Origin of the sequence: Janthinobacterium sp. SUN137 (assembly GCF_030587265.1) — a bacterium.
In the GTDB taxonomy this organism is placed as follows: Bacteria; Pseudomonadota; Gammaproteobacteria; order Burkholderiales; family Burkholderiaceae_D; genus Janthinobacterium; species Janthinobacterium kumbetense.
In genome coordinates this window covers 1-22,324 of sequence record NZ_JAPWHZ010000008.1, presented here as the reverse complement: position 1 = coordinate 22,324, position 22,324 = coordinate 1, and the positions used below count along the sequence as shown (strand labels likewise).

Below are 22,324 nucleotides of genomic sequence, written 5' to 3'. Positions count from 1 at the left end.
AGCAAGCTCCGTGCTGCCGTTCGACTTGCATGTGTAAGGCATGCCGCCAGCGTTCAATCTGAGCCAGGATCAAACTCTTCAGTTTAATCTCTGTTACTTTGCCGTTTTACCGGCACCATCATTTCTGATGGGTCGCTCACTCAAAAAACTGACAGGCCACTACTTTCGTAGCGCCTATTTCATTATTTCTTGTGAACATTTGATATTTTAAGTTTGACGCTGCTTACGCAGCGCTGCACTTACATCAAATGCCCACACTTATCGACTGTTAATTGTTAAAGAACTGTATTCGGTTACTGCTTTCGCGCTATCGACAAAGCGTTGTGTCTGTCAGCTGCGAAGAAGGAATAGTATGAAGCAATTTGCTACGTCCGTCAACTCCTTCTTTTTCTCGTCTCACTCGGCATTTGCATGCGTCGTTCAGCGAGGGGGCGAATTATAGCCGTGCCCTGCGCACCCCGCAAGCGCTATTTTTTGCGCCAGATCAAAGGCAATAGGCCTGGCACCGCAATTGCTTATATGAACACATGCACCGACCACCAAGGGGAGCAACTCTGGGCCAGGCAGCAACACTGGGGATAGCCCGGTTCGCTTTGCTTTGCTCCCATCTGTGACAGGTGCTACATTATGGAACACTCTCGATATTCAAAAGAGCGCCGCAGTACAGGGCCCAACGGAGGCAACGAGATCATGTATCAACCGTCAGCTACTTACCGTAGCGCACCGTTTTCGTCCATCGCGGACGCGAACATTTTGCCGGCAGGACAAGACAACGTCCCCGTCATCATCGAAACTTCCCATCAGCGTTCCGTCGCCTTCGGCCTGTCGCCCACGGCCACGCCCGACTTCACGCCGGCGGGCAAATCCGATCTGTCCTTGCTGATCGAGCAGAACCGCATGCTGCACACGCACGCGCTGCCGGCCATGGAAACCCTGTACCAGCAAATCGTCAATACGCACAATATGGTGATTCTCACGGATGCCAACGGCGTGATCGTGCATTCGCTGGGCGACGATGATTTCCTGGAGAAAGCCAACCGGGTCGCCCTGCAGCCAGGCGTGGCATGGTCGGAACAGAGCCGCGGCACGAATGCCATCGGTACGGCGATCACGGAAAAAGTACCGACTTTGGTCCATGCGGACCAGCATTACCTGGCCGCCAATCATTTCTTGACGTGCTCCGCGGCACCGATCACCGACCACCGGGGCAACGTCATCGGCGTGCTGGACGTCTCGGGCGACCAACGCAGTTTCCACAAGCATACGATGGCTCTCGTGCGCATGTCGGCGCTGATGATCGAAAACCAGTTGTTTTCCGCCACGTTCGAGGATGCCATCACCGTGCACTTCCATGCGCGCCCCGAATTCATCGGCACCTTAATGGAAGGCATCGCCTCGTTCACGCCGGGCGGACGGTTTTTATCCGCCAATAAAAACGGCTTATTCCAGCTGGGCCTGTCATTTGCCGCACTGCAATCACATACCTTCAGCTCCCTGTTCGGCTTGCCCGTGTCTGCCCTGTACGACCATTACCGCACTGCCGCCCCCGGTTTGCTGAACCTGTGCATGCACAGCGGCGTGCGCGTGTATGGGCGCGCGCAGTTGCGCCTGTCCAATAGCGTCTTCCAGCACGGCTTTACTGCCAGCACCGACCATAGCGATATCAACGCCGTGCCGGCACAGGTTCCCGCGTCCGCCAGCCATGCGGCCAACGCAGCGCGACGCCTGTCCGGCTTGCGCTACCTGCGCACGGGCGATCCGCAACTGGAACTGGTGATCGAAAAGGTCAACAAGGTGCTGGGGCGCGACATCCCCATCCTCGTCATGGGCGAAACGGGCACCGGCAAGGAATTGCTGGCGCAAGCCATCCACAACGACTCGCCACGGGCCATGGGACCGTTTATTGCCGTCAATTGCGCTTCCATCCCGGAAACCCTGATCGAATCCGAACTGTTCGGCTATGAAGACGGCGCCTTTACGGGCGCGCGCAAGAAAGGCGCGATCGGCAAGATCCTGCAAGCCAATGGCGGCACCCTGTTCCTCGATGAAATCGGCGACATGCCGTTTGGCTTGCAGGCGCGGCTGTTGCGCGTGTTGCAGGAACGCATGGTCACGCCCCTGGGCAGCAGCAAATCCATCACCGTCAACGTGGAACTCATTTGCGCCACGAATCACAACTTGCGCGAACGCATGGCCAAGGGACTGTTTCGCGAAGACTTGTATTACCGCCTGAATGGCCTGGTGGTAAAACTGCCGCCGCTGCGCGAACGCACGGACCTGGACACGGTCGTGAAAAAAATCCTCGCAACGGAAGCGCCCGACACGCGCTACACGGTGGCGCCGGACATCTTGCGCATGTTCCACCAGCATAAATGGCCTGGCAATTTCCGCCAGCTAACCAATCTCTTGCGCACGGCCATCGTCATGGCGGGCGACGAACATGAAATCTGTTTGCGCCACATGCCCGATGATTTCCTCGACGATATTGAGATAACGCAAGCGACTGCCGCCAGCGCCAGCACGGACCGCATGATCGCCGCCGGCGCCAACCTGGAAGAGATGGAGCAAAGCGTGATCCTCAAGTCGCTCGATGCCCACGGCGGCAACGTCTCGGCCACGGCTCGGGCCCTGGGCGTGTCGCGCAACACGATCTATCGCAAGGTGCCGCACCTGAAATAGCCTAGAGTAAATGGGAAAAGCCGGGCGACATTGCGCGCCGGCCCTGCTTGTCGATGGTCATCAGGTCGACGCCCTCCATGTGCGCGGCCATCGCATGCGCACGCGCCGCGCCCGTGACCATGAAGGTGGTCGACAAGCCATCGGCCAGCAAACCCGTGGGCGCCAGCACGGTCACGCTGGCCAGTTCACGCGGCGAATCGCCCTTCGATGGGTCGAAGATGTGGTGATGCACGAAATCGGGCGTGAACGTGCATTCGTAGTCGCCCGACGTGGCCACGCTGCGCCCCTCCACTTTCAAGGTGGCCGCCAGGATTTCAGCGTCGCGCGGATCCTGGATACCCAAGGTCCACGGGCGGCGCACGCCACGCTGCCCACGCGCAACGAATTCGCCCGTATCGAGCAGCGCGTGCCGTATGCCGCGCGCCTGCACGGCTGCCAGCGCCATGTCTGCCGCGTAGCCTTGCGCCAGGCCATTCAAGGTCAGTGCCATGCCCGGCTGAAGAAAACGCACTTCCCGACTATCCCACGCCAGTTGCCGCCAGCCTACCCGCGCCTGCGCCGCGCGGCGCAAGGTGTCCGTCGGCAAGCTGGCCTGGTCTGCCGCCGCGCGAAACAGCTGCCACAAAGGTTGCACCGTGATATCAAACGCCCCATCGCTCCATTGCGACAAGGCTTGCGCCTGCGCCAGCACGGCCAGCAAATGCGCATCCGGCCGGGCCAGGCGGCCGTCGCGGTTCAGCTGGAAGACTTGGCTGGTCGGGCTGTAAATGCTCATCAGGCGGTCGATATTCCTCGCCGCATGCAAGGCGTCCTCGATGGCCAGTTCGGCCTGGCGCTGATCGTGATGCAACACGGTGACGGCGATGGTCGTGCCAAACGCCAGCGCGGCCCCTCGGTAAGGGTGCACGCCGGACGCCGTGGCCGTGCCCCGCGCCATACTGCCCGGCAAAGACAAGCCCGCCATGCCGGCCACGCTGCCGATGGCGGCGGAAATAAACGTTCTACGCTGCATTGCTGCTCTCCTCTGGCGTGGCCCGGACGATGGGAATGGTACGGGCACGCTTGATTTCCAGCATCAAGGGCGCGCATTTTTCATCGCTGGCGTAAATCACCACGCAATCCATGCACTGGAAACACTCGCCATAATCGACTTTCCCGCCAGGCGCGATGGCGTGGTACTCGCAACGGTGACGGCAAGTCTGGCAAGGCGTGCCGCACTCCTTGCGACGGGGTATCCAGTTGAACAGGCGAAAACGTCCCAGCAGCGCCAACGCCGCGCCAAACGGACACAGGTAGCGGCAAAAGAATTTGTAGGAAACACTACTGAGCAACAGCAAGCCCGCGGCATACGCGACAAACGGCCAGGCGCGCACGAAGTTCAGGGTAATCGCCGTCTTGAACGGCTCCAGCTCCACCAGCTTGTCCGTGATCTGGCTGGAAAACACGCTGCTGCCAAGGATGGCCGCCAGCAAGCCATACTTGATCCATTTCAAGCGCCCATCCAGGCGCGGCTTGATTTTCCATTGCGGCAAGCGCAACCACTGGCCCAGCTTGCCCGTGAATTCCTGCAGGGCGCCAAACGGACACAGCCAACCGCAAAACGTGCCGCGCCCCCAGATCAGCAGGCTGAGCAACACGAACGCCCACAGGATCACCGTCATCGGATCGAACAGGAAAAAGCCCAGGCTGCGCCCTGCCAGCAGGGCCTGGATGACGCCCGTGATATTGACAATCGATAACTGCCCCTGCGCGTAATAGCCGATGAAGCCGATGGTAAACAACAGGAACAGGCGACGGAACCAGACAAACTGGCGGCCATCGCGCACGAGGCGTTTTTGCCAGGCCAATGCGCCGGCCAGCAGCGCCAGCCCGGCGAGCAACAGCAGCAACTCAGTCTTGCGCCCTTTCCACGTGCCGCGCCACGTGGCATCGTCGCCTTGCGGCGCCGTGTAAAAATCAGCCGGCAGGCGGTAATTGACATCCACGTTGCGCGCGATGCGTTCCGGATACACGATACCCTTGCTGCGCGTGATCGGCATGGTAAAAGCCAGCGGACTGGCCGCATCGAGCCCCGCCTGGCTGATGACGCGCAGCACGGCGACATTTTCCGTCGGCAACAGCGTCGTATCCGCCAATTGCAATTCCAGGTCCAGGTCGCGCATGTCGATGGGCAAGCCATCCTGCTTCAGCAATAACCGGTCCGGCACGGTGCCGCGCACGAAATCGTCGCCCAGCACGCTGTAACGGCCGCGCGACATGACGAGGATGGCGTGGTCGCCTTCGTCCAGCCGGTTGCGCAATTTGTTCCAGCTGCGTTCCGTCAACAGATTGCGCCCCACGCTGGGCACGGACACATACGCCAGGTACAGGTCGATGAACACGCCGTCCGGCGCGCGCATCGCTTCCCCATCGAGTCCCGCACCGGGACTGCCGGCAAACAGGCTTTCAATCTCCTTGTTGCTCAAGCGCAGATGCTGAATCAAGCCCTGCTTTAACATTTGCGCGACATCAAGCTTTTCGAACACGTCCATGCGTATGCGGGCGATCTGGTCCGGGTCACGGCCTTGCGCAAAGCCAAGTTTCTTGCGCGACACTTTCAAGGCCGACGCCAGCACGCTCTGGTTGATGATGCGCACGGAAGCCGTGGCCTTCGACACACCGTCGATATCGGCATGGCTGGCATCGGTCGCCCGTTTCGTCCGGGCACCGATGGCGATATTCTGTTTCAGCGACAAGCCCTGGTACTGTTTGACGAACTGGAATAAAGGCGCCTCGCCCAGGCCATCGAGAAACACGGGTTCGTGCTGCGACAGCACGGCCACGTCGAGAAAACTCCCTTGGGGATCGATAGCGATCAATAAGTTGACGGGAACGCCGGAAAAGCCGGGGATCGGCGCCAGGTCCACCGATTCAAAAACGTAACCGACCAGCTCCGTGGCCGTGGCGTTTTGCCGGAACAATGGCCAGACGGGCAAGTCGGTCTCCTTGTCGCCCACGACGATGGGAGCAGGAAAACGCCGCACCAGCTCGGCCTTGGCGAGCACGCCCGCCCACGCCTGTCCCAGGATAAACAGGAATAGCCAGCATCCGATGAACAACCGCATTATCCGCATGCACCACGCTCCGTGCGGCGCCTTGTCACAAGGCGCCGCGTTCGTTTATTAGAAGAAAATAATGCCGCCCAGGGACACACCATTCATCTTCGCTTCGCCGCCCGTAAAGCCTTTCGAGCGAGTCTGGCCCAGTTCGCCCACCAAGGTGATCGCGCTGTTGAGCGAGTAATACGCGCCCAGGGTCAGGTTGGCGTTCGACTTCAAGCCGCCCGTGCCGGCCGTGTTGTCGTCGTTCTTGCTGATGCCGTAGGACAAGCCCAGTTTCAGCTTGTCCGTCGTCTTGTACGTGCCTTGCACCAGCCAGTTCTTCGACTTGGTATCGCCCTGGTCCGCATCGGACAGGATGCCCAGCCCCTTGCCGCCCTGGAAGTTGACCAGCACGCCAGCCGGGCCCATCTGGTACGAGCCGCCCACTTCCACGCCGCGCATGGTCAAGTCATCGACGCCCGGCGTTTTCGACGTGAATTTTTGCGACTTCACGCCCAGCCAGGCTTTCAAGCCTTCCTGCGCATACGTCAGCTGCGCCTGCACTTGCGGACTCGACTTCGAAGAATAGGTCGAGCCTGCAACAATCGGCGTATCGGAGACGGGGCTGACCAGCGCCACGTCGGCGCCAAAGCCGCCCGACTTCGGCGAGCTGTACATGATCTGGCCATAGTTGCCCAGATAGGTGTAGCCGGCGCCGATATGGCCCAGGGTCACCCGGCCCCGCTGCGTCGCCTGCACCGGTGCGCCCGAGCCCAGCAAGGTCATGTCGGACAAAATCGCATTCGCGCCGAAGATGCCGTAGTCGCGGCCCAGCTTGAAGGTACCCATGTGTTCATTGCCAAACGTAAAGAAAGCCTGACGCACATCGACCACGCTGTTCTGGCTGATGGCGCTGTCCGTGGCCGTCGAGTTGTAGATGCCGATCAAGGCTTTCACGTCGTATTCGCCCAGCCGCGAACTTGCCGAGGTGATCAAGCCATTCGGCAGCAAGCCGTTGCCGATGGTCGTGCGATCCTTCTCGCCGCCGCAACCGAGCGCCTGGCCGCCCAGCGCCAGCCCGCCCACGGCATCGCCCGAACACGACACTTGCGTGTAATAAGCGTTGACGATGCCGCCCACCGACACGGTCCAGTCGCCAGCCTTGATATCGACGGCGTGTGCCTGTCCCACCGCTGCGATTGTCATGACACCGAGGCTCCCCAGCTTGATCAATGTATTCATTGCTTCTCCTCTTTCTTCTCTGTTTTTAGTGTGCACACCAGTGATTGATGTACCTCAAGCTTTGGCAATAAGCGTGCCCAGCGCGGCCCAGAGGGAGAAAGAGAAAATACGTAGTTGACTTGTGCAGCAGCGGATCAATCGCCACTGCCGGTGTTCATTTTTTGACCGCAAGCAGGCATAGCGGGCATCCAGGTAAACAAAAAACTGACGGCCTGGGCCGTCAGCAAAAAGAAAACACCCGGCGGACAGGGAGACACCCATCCGAGTGGCCCGGATGCTTCACCCCGTTACTTCGACGCCAGCTTGAAGACCCACACGGAACCGCCCTGTTCCAGGAAGTTGACCTTCTTCGCCACCTCGCCGCCCCACAGCGGCACGGCGCCACCCCAGCCGGAAACGACGGCCACATATTGCGTGTCGCCATCCTGCCAGGTGACGGGCGGCGCCACGACGCCGGAGCCCGTCTGGAATTTCCACAGTTCCTTGCCCGTCTTCGCGTCAACGGCTTTCAGGAAGCCTTCCGGCGTGCCGTAGAACACCAGGTTGCCGGCCGTACTCATCACGCCGCCCCACAGCGGTGCGTTGTTCTTGATTTCCCAGACGATCTTGCCCGTCTTCGGATCGACGGCGCGCATGGCGCCGATGTAGTCGTCAAACAATGGCTTGATGGTGAACCCCGCGCCGAGGAAGGCACCGCCCTTCTTGTAGCTGATCGGCTCGTTCCAGATATCCATGCCCCATTCATTCGCGGGAACGTAGAACAGCTTGGTTTGCGGCGAGTACGCCATCGGCATCTGGTTTTTGGCGCCGAGGAAAGCGGGCGCGGCAAACACGGTCGTGCCCTTCTTGCCTTCCTCTCCCTTGGTCGGGTCGCCAGGGCGGCCGGCGGCAATGAAATTCGGCCGGCCCGTCTTCAGGTCGATGCTGCTGGCCCAGGTGATTTTCTTCACGAATGGAAAGGCGTTCTGCAGCTTGCCCGTGTTGGCGTCGATCACATAGAAGAAACCGTTGCGGTCGGCCTTGCCGCCGTAGCGCTTGCCATCCATGTCGAAGGTGACGAACTCGTTGGCGCCGTCGAAGTCCCAGGCATCGTTCGGCGTATTCTGATACGCCCACTTGATCTGGCCCGTTTTCACGTCCAGCGCCACGGTGGATGACGAGTACAGGTTGTCGCCGGGACGCAAGTGGCTGTTCCACGGCGCCGGGTTGCCCGTGCCAAAGTAGGCGAGCTTGGTTTGCGGATCGTAGGTGCCGCCCATCCAGGTCGAGGCGCCGCCCGTTTTCCACAGGTCGCCCGGCCACGTCTTGTTCGCCGTGCCGGACACGCCGTTGTCGATGGCCTTGCCATCCTTGTCATAGCGGTGGCCCATATGGCCTTCCACCGTCGGACGGCTCCACACGAGGTCGCCCGTCATCGGATTGCGCGCTTCGACCCGGCCCACGATGCCGAATTCCCCGCCCGACACGCCCGTCAGCAGCAAGCCTTCGGCGATCAGCGGCGCGGCCGTCATCGAGTAGCCGGCCGCGTAATCGTCCACTTTTTCCTTCCAGACGATCTTGCCCGTATTCTGGTCCAGCGCCACCAGGTAAGCATCGAGCGTGCCGAAAATCACCAGGTTGCCATACAGGGCCGCGCCGCGGTTGACCACGTCGCAGCAGGGCATGATGCCGTCCGGCAAGCGATGCTCATATTTCCACAGCTTGGCGCCCGTTTTCAAGTCGACGGCAAAGATGCGCGAATACGATGCCGTGACGAACATTTTGCCATTGTGAATCAGCGGCTGCGATTCCTGGCCCCGCTGTTTTTCGCCGCCGAACGAAAACGACCATGCCGGCACCAGCTTGGCCACGGTCTTGTCATTGATCTGCGTCAACGGCGAATAGCGCTGGCCTTGCGTGCCCATGCCGAACGACAGGACGCTGGCCGGATTCTTCGCCGTGCTGTCGAGCATGGCATTGGTGACATTGCCCACGTCGGCCGCCTGGGCCAGCGATGCAAAACCCAAACCGATGAGTATCCCCATGATTTTTTTCTGCACAATCATCTCCCTCTGTTTTATTAGTATGTGTGTATCAAGTCTTGCGGTGCTCATGCGGCTGGGCATGCAACAGCGCGCACTCTTCATCGGTGAACAGGCGCGAGCGCGTCAAAAAGCGCTTGCCCGTGCCGTTGTCGAGTGAAAACATGCCGCCATTGCCATCGACCACATCGATAATCAACTGGGTATGCTCCCAGTACTCGAATTGCTCGAGTCCCATGTAGAACGGTGTGCCATTCAAATTGCCGAGATAAATGTCGGTGTCGCTGACATCGAACTCGCCCAGCGCGTAGCACATGGGCGCACTGCCGTCGCAGCAGCCGCCCGACTGGAAAAACATCAGCGGGCCGTGACGCTGGCGCAACTTGTCCATCATTTCCAGCGCCGCATCGGTCGCGACCACCCGGGCAATTGCTGCACTCATGGCATCCCTTTCTGCGCGCCGCGCCTGGACTGCAAGCGCGGCGCCTGTTGCCGGTTTAGAAGAAGCCCAGCGCTTTCGGGCTATAGCTCACCAGCAAGTTCTTCGTTTGCTGATAATGGTCGAGCATCATCTTGTGGTTTTCGCGGCCGATACCCGATTGCTTGTAGCCGCCGAACGCGGCGTGGGCCGGATACAGGTGGTAGCAATTGGTCCACACGCGGCCCGCCTGGATGGCACGTCCCATGCGGAAGGCACGGGAACCGTCGCGCGTCCACAGTCCGGCGCCCAGGCCGTACAAGGTATCGTTGGCAATCGCCAGCGCGTCGGCCTCATCCTTGAAGGTGGTCACGGACACGACGGGTCCGAAGATCTCTTCCTGGAAGATGCGCATCTTGTTATTGCCCTTGAACACGGTCGGACGCACGTAATAGCCGCCTTCCAGGTCGCCCGCCTGCGTGTTGCGCTCGCCGCCGGCCAGCACTTCCGCGCCTTCCTGGCGGCCGATGTCGAGGTAGGACAGGATTTTTTCCAGCTGCTCCTGCGACGCCTGGGCGCCGATCATGGTGGCGGAGTCGAGCGGATTGCCCTGCTTGATGGCGGCCACGCGTTTGAGGGCACGTTCGATGAATTTTTCGTAGATCGATTCCTGGATCAGCACGCGCGATGGGCAGGTGCACACTTCGCCTTGATTCAGCGCAAACATCGCAAAACCTTCCAGGCACTTGTCGAAATAATCATCATCGGCATCCATCACGTCTTCAAAGAAGATGTTCGGCGACTTGCCGCCCAGTTCCAGGGTGACGGGAATCAGGTTTTGCGCCGCATAGCCCATGATCAAACGGCCCGTGCCCGTTTCACCCGTAAAGGCGATCTTGGCGATGCGCTTGCTCGACGCCAGCGGCTTGCCCGCTTCCAGGCCGAAACCATTGATGATGTTCAGCACGCCCGGCGGCAGCAAGTCGCCGATCAGCTCGATCAACACCATGATGGAAGCCGGGGTCTGCTCGGCCGGTTTCAAGACGACACAATTGCCGGCCGCCAAGGCTGGCGCCAGTTTCCACACGGCCATCAGGATAGGGAAATTCCACGGGATGATCTGGCCCACGACGCCCAGCGGCTCGTGGTAGTGGTAGGCATAGGTTTCCGCATCGATTTGCGCGACGGAACCTTCCTGGGCGCGGATGCAACCGGCGAAGTAACGGAAATGGTCGATGGCCAGCGGAATGTCGGCATTCATCGTTTCGCGGATCGGCTTGCCGTTGTCGATGGTTTCCGCCGTGGCGATCAGGCTCAGGTTCTGTTCGATGCGGTCGGCGATGCGGTTCAGGATATTGGCGCGCTCGGCAGGCGACGTCTTGCCCCATGCCTCCTTGGCGGCGTGCGCGGCGTCCAGCGCCAGCTCGACGTCTTCCGTCGTGGAACGGGCGATTTCGCAAAATGGCAAGCCCGTGATCGGGGTGATGTTAGGAAAGTATTCACCTTTTACTGGTGCAACGAATTTGCCGCCGATGTAATTGTCATAGCGTTGTTTGAAGGGATTGGCTACGCCCAGTTTGCTGATGTCTGCGAGATTCATGTCGTCCTCTATCGGGTTAATTAGAATGGAATTACTTAATTAAAATCAAACGTCCTGGTACAGATGGGGTGAGTACACGGAGTCTTCCGCAAATGCCGTGCCAGCTCGCCGTCCCACTACAAACTTAGCCGGTTTTGCCCCCGTTACAAGGGCGTGGCGTCAATCCCGGCCCGCTTTTCAGCGCATGCCCCGGACTTGGGTGGGGGCGTGGCTCTGTTTGCGTTTTGAACAAGGTGGCAGCATCCTGTTCCAATCCGGGCCAGCCCTGCTTTGCCGCCACGCCGCCGCTGCACAATGGAACAGGTGTACCAGACTGGAACACCTGCGCCTGTGCCATGAAGGAATCAACGAATCACCACGCCCCATGGCAATTCACCCACGGCAATATCGGCCACCTTGCGCGCGCTGGCCGTGTCGATGACGGACACGCTGTTCGAGCGGCCATTGGCCACGTACAGCTTGGCGCCGTCCGGCGTGATGGCCATGTTCCACGGGCGCTTGCCGACGCCAATCGTAGCCGTCACCTGATTGCTGGCCGTGTCGATCACCATCACCGTACCGTCGATGCCGTTCGAGACATACACTTGCTTGCCGCCGGGATGGACGGCGATGCCATTCGCATTCTTGCCCGCTGGAATGGTGGCAATCGCCTTGCGCGCGGCCATGTCGATCACGTAGACGGCATTGACCAGTTCGCACGCCACGTAGGCGCGGCCCGAGTCCGGGCTGAAACCGATGCCGCGCGGACGCAGCCCCACGGCGATGGACGCCACCTGGCGGCGTTGCGCCACATCAATGACATCGACTTGCTCCGCCTCTTCCGCGCTGACCAGCAGCCAGCGCCCATCCGGGCTGAAGACGGCGTGTTCCGGATTGCGTCCCTGCACCTTGATATCGGCGAGCAAGGTACCTGTCTGGCCATCGAGCAAGGCCACACTGTTGTTTTCCTCGACGGCCACGGCCACGTGACTACCGTCTTGCGAGGCGCTGACGCCTTCGGGCGACTTGCCCAGCGCCACCGTGCGCACGGGCGCGCCGCCAGCGTTGTCGATCAGCAGCAAAGCGCTGCTGGCGGCATCCGTGACAAACAATTGCCGCCCTGTGGGGTCGGCGGCGATGCCGCGCGGACGCTTGCCTGCGGCGATCTGGCGCACCACCTGGTCGGTCGCCGTGTCGATCACGCTCAAGGTGCCCGACTTTTCGTTGGGAACATAGGCAAAGGGAGCGGCCTGGACAGCGGTGCTGGCGAGCGCCGGCAGCAGCCAGCACACCTGGCGCAAGCGCGAGAAGAAGTTGGGCATAATCACCTTTTCAATGGCAAAACGAGGGAAAAGCGCGCGGTAGCGGCGCCTCTGACAATTACCGTATGCAAACGCCGTGCCACTGACACGCGTATAATTTCAGCCCACCAATGGAGACATGGCAGGCATATTGCTTGATACACCTACGCAGACCTGTACCGCGCACGCGATCAAGCAGGCTTTTATTCACATTGGAGAATCCGCATGCAGCATCGTTTCCGCCTGAACACCATCGCCAGCCTGTTTGTCGCCGGCAGCGCCACCCTCGCCCCTCACGTCTTTGCCGCCGAGGCAGCTGACCCGGCCAATGGGCAATTCATGGATACGGTGGTCGTCAGCGGCAGCCGCATCGCCCACCCCAGCCAGGAAGTGCCGGCCTCGATCGACGTGGTCGACAGCGCGCGCATCCAGGATGGCCAAATCCGCGTCAACGCGTCGGAAGCGCTGGCCGCCGTGCCGGGCATGGTCGTGCAAAACCGCCAGAACTACGCACAAGACTTGCAAATCTCGTCGCGCGGCTTCGGCGCCCGCTCGGCCTTCGGCGTGCGCGGCGTCAAGCTGATCAGCGATGGCATTCCCGCCAGCATGCCCGACGGCCAGGGCCAGGCCGCCACCTTCAATCTCGATACGGCCGAGCGCATCGAAGTGCTGCGCGGACCGTTTTCTGCCATCTACGGCAACCATTCGGGCGGCGTGATCCAGCTGTTTTCCAAGGATGGACAAAATCCCCCTTCCGTCGAGCTGAATGTGACGGGCGGCAGCTACGGCACCAGCAAGGTGGACTTGACGGCGCAGGGCCAGGCAGGCGGCATCGGCTACGTGCTCGACGGCTCGCGCTTCCGCACGGACGGCTTCCGCGACCACAGCGCCGCCACGCGCGAACAGGCGTTCGGCAAGATCACCGTAAAGCCCACCGCGGACAGCAAGCTGACCATCGTCGCCAACAGCCTGCACCAGGGCAACACGCAAGATCCGCTGGGCGTCACCTGGCCCACGTTTGCCGCCAACCCGCGCGCCGGCGAAATCGACACGACGGACACGCAAAACCCGAAACGCACCCTGGCCGAGCGCTACAACACGCGCAAGAGCATCGACCACCAGCAGATCGGCGCCACTTATGAACAGTCGTTCGGCGATGACCGTCTGCACGTGATGGTGTATGGCGGCAACCGCGACGTGATCCAGTACCAGGCGTTTACCAAGGGATTCCAGGCGCCGCCTAGCCATTCGGGCGGCGTGGTCGATTTCCAGCGCCAATTCTATGGCATCGACACCAACTGGCTGCACGTGAACCAGCTGGCCGGAGGCAAGCTGAGCACGACTATCGGCATCGACTATGGCCGCTCCAGCGACGACCGCACCGGCTATGAAAATTTCATTGGCAATAGCTTTGGCGTAAAAGGCAAGCTGCGCCGCGACGAGCAGAATGTCGTCTCCAGCCTCGATCCGTATATCCAGGCGGAATGGCAAGGCGGCCCGTGGCTACTCAGCGCAGGTGCGCGCTACAGCAAGATGAAAGTGGCTGTCGACGACCATTTCCTCAGCAACGGCAACGATAGCGGCAGCCTGGAGTTCAGCCACACGACGCCCGTGCTGGGCCTGCTGTATAAACTGACGCCGAACGTCAACGTCTACGCCAGCGCCGCGCGCGGTTTCGAAGCGCCCACCCTGAACGAACTGTTTTACTCGGGCACGGGCGGCGTCTTCAATTTCAACTTGAAGCCAGCCACCAGCACCAACCTGGAAGCGGGTGTCAAGGCCAGGATCGCCAACAACACGCACGTGAATGCGGCCTTGTTCCAGATCAAGACCAACGACGAACTGGTGGTCGACAAGTCCAGCGGCGGGCGCACCAGCTATCGCAATGGGGGTAAAACCTTGCGCCAGGGCATGGAAGTGTCGCTGGATTCGAACCTGCCATATGGCTTCACGACCAAAGTGGCGCTCACCAGCCTGCATGCCGTGTATGACCAGGCATTTGGCGGCGTGCGCGAAGGCAGCCGCTTGCCGGGTGTACCCAGCGCTAACCTGTTCGCTGAACTGGCCTGGAAAGATACGTTCGACCGTTTTGGCGCAGCGCTGGAAAGCGTGGCCAGCAACCAGGTCTACGCGGAAGACAGCAACATCGAAAAACCGGCGCCCGGCTACACGGTATTCAATGCGCGCGTCAACGCCAGGCAAAACGTGGGCAATTGGCGCTTCAAGGAGTTTGCCCGCCTGAACAATCTTTTCGACAAGACCTACGTGGGTTCCGTCATCGTTGGCGATAGCAACAAGCGCTACTATGAAGCGGCGCCGGGACGTAATTGGTTGCTGGGCGTTAGCGCCCAATATAGTTTCTAAAACTAAAAAGCCCGCGCCTCTTCCGATGCGCGGGCTTTATTGTCATTCAACATGGCCTGCTACGGCCGTGCTTCCTTCACGCCATATTTCTCGAAGATGGCTTTCAATTCGCCGCTGGCAGCCATCTCATTCATGGCTGCCTGCAGCAACTTGCCCACGTCGAGCTGCTGGCGGCTGACGGCCAGGCCCACGGCCCAGCCCGCACGCGGCAGGCGAGCAAACGCCACTTCGCTCATGGGGAAAGCGGGATCGCTTTTCAGCACCGATTCGATTTCCGAACGGTTGGCCAGCACGGCGTCGAGCTTGCCCGCCTGCAATTGCTGCAAGGCTTCGGCGGCCGTATCGAAGATGCGTACGTCGTCGCGGTACTTGCCATTGTCTTCGCCCAGCATCAGCATGGCCGCGATCGACACCTTTTCCACGCCGATGCGCTTGCCGGCCAGCGAGGCGACGCCATCGAATTGCGGCACGGCTTGCGCACTGCGCGCCAGGCGCACGGTTTCCACATAGTATGGCGCGAAGATCTCGACCTTGTCGTTGTCCGCCATCAACTTCTTGTCGACCGGCACATGCAACATCACATCGGCGGGGCCGTAACCGAGGTAATGTCCCTTCCACACCATATTGCGCAAATCGTCGTTGAGGTTTTCGCCGGCGGGAAATGGCAACAAGCTCAGTTTCAGCCCCAGCTTTTTCGCCAGCGCTTCGGCAATATCGATATCGATGCCCGTACCCTTGTCGGAAAACGGCGCGAATTCGTTGTACACAGCCACTTTCAGGCTGCCCGACTGCTGCACCTTTTGCCAGTCGGCGCGCGCCGGCGCGGCGGCGCACAGCGCCAGGCAAGCGAGCAAGATCATCGCGCGCGCGCCCCGGAATTGAAATGAACGCATGGGACTCCTTCGTGATCAGTTCGACTTAATTCGATTCGCGGCGCGTTTCCAGATAGGTCTTGATGGCCCACATGGCTTCCTGGTTGAACACGCCTTCGAACGGCGGCATGTACACGGCCCCATTGCGCACTTTACCGTGGCGGATAGTGGTCAGGTAGTAATTGTCCGTTTCCTTGTAGCACGCCTGTTTCTTTGTCTCATTCTTGATACCGAAACAATCGCGGTCCAGCTGGCGCAAGTCCGGCGCGATGCCGCCCGAGATGGCTTCGATGCCGTGGCAGCGGGCGCAATTCTGGTTGTAGGCCGAGGTGCCCACTGTCAAGGCCAGTTTGTTGCCCCGATACGGGTTTTGCTCGAGCCATTTGTCGCCCACCTTGGGCAAGCCCGTGGTGTCGACGCCTTGCGGCGTGACATTGCCGTGCGCATAGGCATGCGGCAAGGTCAGCAGGGAAGTGAGGGCAACGGCGCCGGCCGCCGCCACGCCGAGCAGGGTACGAATGGAATAGGTCATGCTGGTCTCCTTGGTTTTTTAGTCAATACCAAAGAAGAGCAAATGCCATGCCATGCACATATGCCCCACATCCGGCCGGCCATGTATCAATTTGGAACAGCTGCAACACGTGGTTGTGTCACCACGCGCCTCAGGCGGCGGCCACCGTGCAGATGCTGCCGCGCGCCTGCTGCTCGAAAGTGATACGCACGGGCAAAAATCGGGCAATCACCTCCGCATTCGTCAGCGCATGCTGCGACACCTTGTTGCAGCTGAAGGTACCGCCGCCCGCCAGCGCCATGGGCAGCAAGAGCTGGTCGGCCAGATGCTCGCCGACGGCCGCGTCCGTCTTGAGATAGGCGCGCACCTCGTTCAACAGGCGCTTGGCCACGGACTCGGCCAGCAAGGACTTTTCGCCGAACGAAGTAAACACTTCCGTGACATGCTCATGCTCCAGGGTCAGCAGCAGGACGTTGCCCGGCCCCTGCTCCGCCGGCAAGCCGACGAGGCGCAGTTGCTTGCCGCTCCAGCCCATGCCGCTGGCGACACGCTCGAGCTCGCGCTGCGCCACCTGCACATGCACGCCCGCCACCACGCTTTCCGCATACCCCGCCTTCCGTTCGCCGCGCTGCAGCAGTTGAATCGGCTGCAAGCGCCGGCACGGTTGCACGGTGGCCGTCACCTCGCCGCCGCCCGCAGGATGAAAGCCGTAGCGTTGCAGCGCGATCTCCACCTCGGCGCCCATCTGCTGCAGGATGCGGCCATACGCGCGCTGCAAAAAATGCACGGGCGGTGCCATGGCATTGTGCGTGCCGCCAGTGACGCGCACGGTGGATGGCCCATCCGCATGCAGCAGGGCCGGCAGCAAGGTTTGCAGCACCAGGGTGCAGCTGCCGGCGCTGCCGATGGCAAAGCGGTAATCGCCGCCGCGCAGGGGGCCGGGAACGAATTCCAGGCTCGACGCGCGCAGCGCCACCGGCGTCGTGCGCGCCCCGCAAATGGCGGTTGCCGCCTGCACGGCCAGCAGATGCTGGCGCAGCAAGCCGGGCTTTTCCCGCCCCGCGCGAATGTTAATCAGGCGAAACGGTTGCCCCGTGATCATCGACAGGCTCAGCGCCGAACGCAAAATCTGTCCGCCGCCTTCGCCTTGCGCTCCATCTATTTCTATCATCTCTCTTATCCTTTGACGCAGACGACCTGCTTCAAGATATGCACGACATCGACCAGCTCGCGCTGCGCCAGCATCACCGCATCGATATCCTTGTAAGCCATCGGGATTTCATCAATGACGTTTTCATCCTTGCGGCATTCCACGCCTTCGGTGGCGCGGATCTGGTCATCCAGGTTGAAGCGCCGCTTCGCTTCCGTGCGGCTCATCGTGCGTCCCGCACCGTGGCTGCAGCTATGGAAACTCTCCGCATTGCCCTTGCCGCGCACGATAAAACTCTTCGCGCCCATGGAGCCGGGAATGATCCCCAGTTCGCCCGCACGGGCCGACACAGCACCTTTGCGCGTGATCAATACATCCTTGCCGAAGTGGTGCTCCTTCTGCACATAGTTATGGTGGCAGTTGACGGCCTCCACGTGCGTCTGGAACGGTTTATGGATGACCGTGCGCACGGCGGCGATCAGGTTCTGCATCATCACTTCGCGGTTGTTGCGGGCGAAACGCTGGGCCCAGCCCACCGCTTCCACGTAATCATCGTAATGCTGCGTTCCCTCGGCCAGGTAAGCCAAATCCTGGTCGGGCAGGTTGATGAAGTGGGTGCGCATATCCTGCTTGGCCAGTTCGATGAAATGGGTGCCGATGGCATTGCCCACGCCGCGCGAACCGGAATGCAGCATGAACCATACGGAACCCTGCTCGTCGAGGCACACTTCGACGAAGTGGTTGCCGCTACCCAAGGTTCCCAGGTGGCGGTAATTGTTCGTATTTTTCAGCTTTGGCGTTTTCAGGCAGATCGCATCGAATTCATCCTTCAATTGCAGCCACGCGGCATCGACCACCGAGGGCGGCGTATGCCAGGAACCTTCGTCGCGACCGCGGTGGCCGCGCGTCTTCGGCGACATCCCGTGCGGAATGGCGCGTTCGATGGCGCTGCGCAGCGGTCCCAGGTTATCGGGCAGATCGTTCGCCGTCAGCGTGGTTTTCGCCGCCATCATGCCGCAGCCGATATCCACGCCCACGGCCGCCGGAATCACGGCGCCCAGGGTGGGAATCACGCTGCCGATGGTCGACCCCTTACCCAGGTGGACGTCGGGCATGACGGCGATATGCTTGTAAATGAACGGCAGGGTCGCCGTGTTGCGCAATTGTTTTTTAGCCGCTTCTTCGACAGGCACGCCACGCGTCCACATTTTCACTGGACGGCTGCCTTCGGTATGCAGGACTTCGTATTCTTCGTTTTTCATCGCTATCTCTTCTTCTATTGTATAGGGGGTGATGACCAGGGTTGGTGAAACAGTTGCCGACGCATCGGCCCAGGATGTAGTTCCACCGGCATTCATCAGTACGACAACCCGACAAGGGGGGACAGGATTTCTGGCAGACGCACTGCGCCTGCCAGGCCGGTCTGACGCGGCTGATCGATGTAATCCTGTCGGCATTCGGGGTACTACGGCGCATGACAAGCGTGGACAGGACGCCTGTTATGTAGTCCTGTCCGCATTCATGCGCTTTGCTTCAACAACCTGGTGCTGCGATATCGATGGCGGCGATTTCTCCCACCCAGTGGGCGGGATCCAGCCGGCCGGCGGCAAAGGCGGCGATGATCTTGAAGACGTCGTCGGAAAAACCGCCGATATTCAGAATATCCTCGCGCTCCATCGCCTGCGTGGTGGCATGCGGCGCAATATCGATGCATACCAGCTTTGCTTGCGGATTGCGCTGTTTGAAGACATCCCACTGTCCCATCGTCGCCGTGGCGCCGCTGCGTTTGGCGTCGATCCACGATTCGTTATCGGACACATAAATCACCAGGTCGGCCAGCTCCTTCTTGCTGTTCATGCGCAGCAGCGGCGCGCTGCAATTGGTACCGCCGCCACCGATGGCTGCCAGCCTGGCCGCGTTGCTCATCACGCTATCATCCGCGCCGAGTCCGCACTGCACCACGCTGTGCTCGAACGGCAGCACCATGGCATCCGGATTCTTGCGCAGCATGGCCGCCGCCACCAGCGCCGCCACATCGATGCAGCGCACGCTGGACGTGGCGCTGCCGCGAAAACCGCTGACGGGCGAGGACATCGAACCGGAAACGTCGGGGCACACCACCACCTTGCCAGCGATCTGCGGCACGTTCAGCAGCGATATTTCCAGCGCCTGTTCCAGCGCTTCGCGCACGATGGCCGGCACGCTCTCGCCGGCCGCCATGCAAGCCGACATCAGCTGGTACGGAAACACCCGTGCCCGGCCAATCGCCTCGGGATCGCGCAGCTTGGCGGCGATCAGCTCCGGCATGCCGGCTATCGCATACACGCCGTGGCGGCCAAAGGTATTCAGATTCATGCGCACCATCTGCCAGCTGCCCTGGCGGGCGATCTGCGCCCAATCCTGTGCGCTCAAGGGCAGCGCCGTCAGCATCTGGAAGGGCACGTCCGGTATCGTTTGCGCTGGATCAAGCTTGTAAGCTTCGAACGCGGCCAGCGCCGGCGGCAAGGCCGCGGCATCGTACGGCTTGCCGATCAGCCAGGCGAAGAAAGCCGCGCGCCACGCTTCCTGCGGTTTCGGATGCACCATCTTGACCACGTCGGCCAGCGATGGCGCATTGCCCACGGCCGCGGCCAGCAAGGCTTGTTCCGACGCGCCGTTCAGCCATGCCTGCACCAGTTTTTTCGGACGCGATCCCAGCGACTTGCGGCCGATGGCGCCCGAACGCATGATCTGCACGAAGTTGCGCAGCATCTTGCCGTTGTTAATCACACGCTGAAAGGCCGGCGCGCATTCCGCGGCGCCCTGCCCCGCCAGCATGGCCACCAGCAAGGCCGGCATGTCTTTCATGTAGCCCCGTTCGCGGCAGTACACGGCCGTCTGCGCGATGAAGGCCGGCTCGACCGCCAGGCACAGCTCGCGTACTTTCGCCAGTTGCGCTTCGGCGCTGGCATAAAACGTCGTATTCAGGCAGCCGGTGGCCGCGTACTGCGCCAGCTGATGCCGGGGCGTCAGCGCGTAGGCGGGTGCGCCTTCGGCATTGCGTGCCAGCGCCGCTGGCATGGTTGCTGTCTGTTGCGCGCTCTGGAATAACTGGGCGTTGGCCATTTTTCGTTCCTCTCTGCTCTCTACGTTTATCTCGTTGGTATTTCCTCTATTGCAAGCGCTGTGCCAGCTTTCAATATTTCCTCAAAAATTTCCATAACCAATTGATTTAATTGAATAATATTTTCATGCAGGCTTTACCTTGAACATATCTATGCAACCGCGATTTGGAATACAATTATCTTTTCAGATAAATTTTTATCCCATATATGCAAGCAAAACGCACCGTCGTCATCGGTTTTCTCGGCACGCAGCTCGACAATGGCAGGGGAGCTGCACGCTGGGAAAAGTGGCGTCCCAGCATCGCCCTGACCCAGCACGAGGACAAGATCATCGACCGCTTCGAGTTGCTGTACGCGGGCAGCCAGTTTGACAACCTGGTACGCCAGGTGTCGCAGGATATTGCCAGCGTCTCGCCCGAAACCAGGCTAATCTCCCATGAACTGCCTATCAGCGATGCCTGGGACTTCGAAAATGTGTATGGCGCGCTCTACGACTTTGCCAATAGCTACCCCTTCGATCCGGACAAGGAAGACTATTGGATTCACATCACCACCGGCAGCCACGTGGTGCAGATATGTATGTTCCTGATGACGGAAGCGCGCTATTTTCCTGGCCGTCTCGTGCAAACGTCGCCGCCGAAGCGCCAGGCCACCGGCAATCCCGGCAGTTACGCATTGATCGACCTCGATCTGTCGCGCTACGACCAGATTGCCCAGCGTTTTACGCGCGAGCAGGCCGAAGGCGTGGCCTTCCTGAAGTCCGGCATCGCCACGCGCAATGCGAAGTTCAACGGCATGATCGATGAAATCGAGCGCGTCGCCATCAAATCGAAAGCCCCCATGCTGCTGATGGGACCTACCGGCGCCGGCAAATCCTTCCTCGCGCGCCGCGTGTATGAACTGAAAAAATCGCGCCACCAGATCGACGGAAAATTCATCGACCTCAATTGCGCCACATTGCATGGCGATGGCGCAGCCTCCACCTTGTTCGGCCATATCAAGGGCTCCTTCACAGGCGCAGGCTCGGATCGTCCAGGCTTGCTGCGCAGCGCGCACAAGGGACTGCTGTTTCTCGATGAAATCGGCGAACTGGGACTCGACGAGCAGGCGATGCTGCTGAAAGCTATTGAAGAAAAGCGCTTCTTTCCCGTCGGTGCCGATACGGAGGTGCAGAGCGACTTCCAGCTGATCGCCGGCACCAACCGCGACCTGGGCAAAGAAGTGATGACCGGCCGCTTCCGCGAAGACCTGTATGCGCGCATCAACCTGTGGACGTACGAATTGCCGGGGCTGGCGCAGCGGCCGGAAGACATCGAACCGAACCTGGAATACCTGCTGACACAATACAGCGCGGAAACGGGCGAACGCGTACGCTTCAACAAGGAGGCGCACGAGCGTTTCATGCGTTTCGCCACCCTGCCCACCTCGGTATGGAAGGGTAATTTCCGCGATTTATCCGCCGCTGTCACGCGCCTGGCCACCCTGTCGGAAGCGGGCCGTATCACGGATGCTGTCGTCGATGAGGAAATCCGGCGCTTGAAGCGGATGTGGCAGCATCATGACAAACCTGCCGGCGGCACGGAAATCGACCTGGCCGATATCATGGGAAGCGAGGCAGCCACGCAGCTCGACCTGTTTGATGCGCTGCAGCTGCAGGCAGTGATCAAGATTTGCCGGCAATCGAACAATATGTCCGATGCCGGCCGTACCCTGTATGCCGTATCGCGCGCGGCGAAAGCTAAACCCAACGATGCCGACAGGCTCAAAAAATACCTGGCCCGCTTTGACCTTGATTGGGATAGAGTCTGCCAACTTAATTAAATGAAAAAGGCAGCGCGCAGCGCTGCTTTTTTATGCCTGTCTGCTGAAAAAAAAACCGTCAGACGTAAAAAAACCCCAACCGGATCACCGGAAGGGGTTTTTTCGCATAACAAGCCTGACGATAACCTACTTTCACACTGGTTGCAGCACTATCATCGGCGCAAAGTTGTTTCACGGTCCTG

16 protein-coding genes and 1 rRNA gene are annotated in these 22,324 nt (G+C 60.5%); 4 read left to right on the top strand and 13 right to left on the bottom strand.

The window, feature by feature from the left end; all coding sequences use genetic code 11:
• Positions 1-85: ribosomal RNA gene (locus O3298_RS28915) — 16S ribosomal RNA — on the bottom strand; the annotation flags it as partial.
• A gap of 605 nt (positions 86-690) precedes the next feature.
• Between O3298_RS28915 and O3298_RS28910 the strand changes: the two genes are divergently transcribed.
• Positions 691-2,679: a sigma-54-dependent Fis family transcriptional regulator gene (locus O3298_RS28910; protein ID WP_305061174.1), complete on the top strand. Its 1,989-nt coding sequence runs from the start codon at positions 691-693 to the stop codon at positions 2,677-2,679.
• 1 nt (position 2,680) lies between these two features.
• Here O3298_RS28910 and O3298_RS28905 read toward each other — a convergent pair whose 3' ends face one another.
• From O3298_RS28905 to O3298_RS28875, 7 genes are all read right to left on the bottom strand, one after another.
• Complete coding sequence (locus O3298_RS28905) at positions 2,681-3,691, bottom strand: FAD:protein FMN transferase (RefSeq protein WP_305061173.1); 1,011 nt, start codon at positions 3,689-3,691, stop codon at positions 2,681-2,683.
• Positions 3,681-5,783, bottom strand: coding sequence for a 4Fe-4S binding protein (locus tag O3298_RS28900; RefSeq protein ID WP_305061172.1), 2,103 nt, complete (start codon positions 5,781-5,783; stop codon positions 3,681-3,683). The genes O3298_RS28905 and O3298_RS28900 overlap by 11 nt, the downstream gene beginning before the upstream one ends.
• A 57-nt stretch (positions 5,784-5,840) precedes the next feature.
• Positions 5,841-7,001, bottom strand: coding sequence for a porin (locus O3298_RS28895; RefSeq protein ID WP_305061171.1), 1,161 nt, complete (start codon positions 6,999-7,001; stop codon positions 5,841-5,843).
• Positions 7,002-7,288: 287 nt separating this feature from the next.
• On the bottom strand, positions 7,289-9,025 hold the full coding sequence (locus tag O3298_RS28890) for a PQQ-dependent methanol/ethanol family dehydrogenase (RefSeq protein ID WP_305061170.1): 1,737 nt from the start codon (positions 9,023-9,025) through the stop codon (positions 7,289-7,291).
• A 49-nt stretch (positions 9,026-9,074) separates the two neighbouring features.
• Entirely contained in the window at positions 9,075-9,464 is a 390-nt protein-coding gene (locus O3298_RS28885; protein ID WP_034756816.1) for a DUF779 domain-containing protein, read from the bottom strand.
• Between the two features lie 55 nt (positions 9,465-9,519).
• Positions 9,520-11,040, bottom strand: coding sequence for an aldehyde dehydrogenase (gene adh, locus O3298_RS28880; protein WP_099665393.1), 1,521 nt, complete (start codon positions 11,038-11,040; stop codon positions 9,520-9,522).
• Between the two features lie 344 nt (positions 11,041-11,384).
• Entirely contained in the window at positions 11,385-12,341 is a 957-nt protein-coding gene (locus O3298_RS28875; RefSeq protein ID WP_289900647.1) for a beta-propeller fold lactonase family protein, read from the bottom strand.
• Between the two features lie 204 nt (positions 12,342-12,545).
• Here O3298_RS28875 and O3298_RS28870 point away from each other — a divergent pair, with 204 nt between their 5' ends.
• Complete coding sequence (locus tag O3298_RS28870; protein ID WP_305061169.1) at positions 12,546-14,684, top strand: TonB-dependent receptor; 2,139 nt, start codon at positions 12,546-12,548, stop codon at positions 14,682-14,684.
• Positions 14,685-14,743: 59 nt separating this feature from the next.
• Here the strand turns inward: O3298_RS28870 and O3298_RS28865 are convergent, their stop codons facing one another.
• The 5 genes from O3298_RS28865 to O3298_RS28845 form a co-directional block, all read right to left on the bottom strand.
• Complete coding sequence (locus O3298_RS28865) at positions 14,744-15,577, bottom strand: ABC transporter substrate-binding protein (RefSeq protein WP_289919999.1); 834 nt, start codon at positions 15,575-15,577, stop codon at positions 14,744-14,746.
• A 25-nt stretch (positions 15,578-15,602) separates the two neighbouring features.
• Positions 15,603-16,088, bottom strand: a complete 486-nt coding sequence (gene pedF / locus O3298_RS28860; protein WP_035824926.1) for a cytochrome c-550 PedF — start codon at positions 16,086-16,088, stop codon at positions 15,603-15,605.
• A gap of 130 nt (positions 16,089-16,218) precedes the next feature.
• Positions 16,219-17,238 (bottom strand): RNA 3'-terminal phosphate cyclase, encoded by a 1,020-nt coding sequence (rtcA, locus tag O3298_RS28855; protein WP_289919998.1) that lies wholly within the window; start codon positions 17,236-17,238, stop codon positions 16,219-16,221.
• 5 nt (positions 17,239-17,243) lie between these two features.
• Positions 17,244-18,479, bottom strand: a complete 1,236-nt coding sequence (locus O3298_RS28850; protein WP_289907496.1) for an RtcB family protein — start codon at positions 18,477-18,479, stop codon at positions 17,244-17,246.
• A 271-nt stretch (positions 18,480-18,750) separates the two neighbouring features.
• A complete protein-coding gene (locus tag O3298_RS28845; protein ID WP_289919996.1) occupies positions 18,751-20,322 on the bottom strand; it encodes an RNA-binding protein in 1,572 nt (523 codons plus the stop codon).
• 206 nt (positions 20,323-20,528) lie between these two features.
• Here O3298_RS28845 and rtcR point away from each other — a divergent pair, with 206 nt between their 5' ends.
• Both rtcR and O3298_RS28835 read left to right on the top strand, forming a co-directional pair.
• Positions 20,529-22,142, top strand: coding sequence for an RNA repair transcriptional activator RtcR (rtcR, locus tag O3298_RS28840; RefSeq protein WP_289919994.1), 1,614 nt, complete (start codon positions 20,529-20,531; stop codon positions 22,140-22,142).
• A partial coding sequence (locus tag O3298_RS28835; RefSeq protein ID WP_289919992.1) for a hypothetical protein occupies positions 22,143-22,324 on the top strand: 182 nt, incomplete at its 3' end.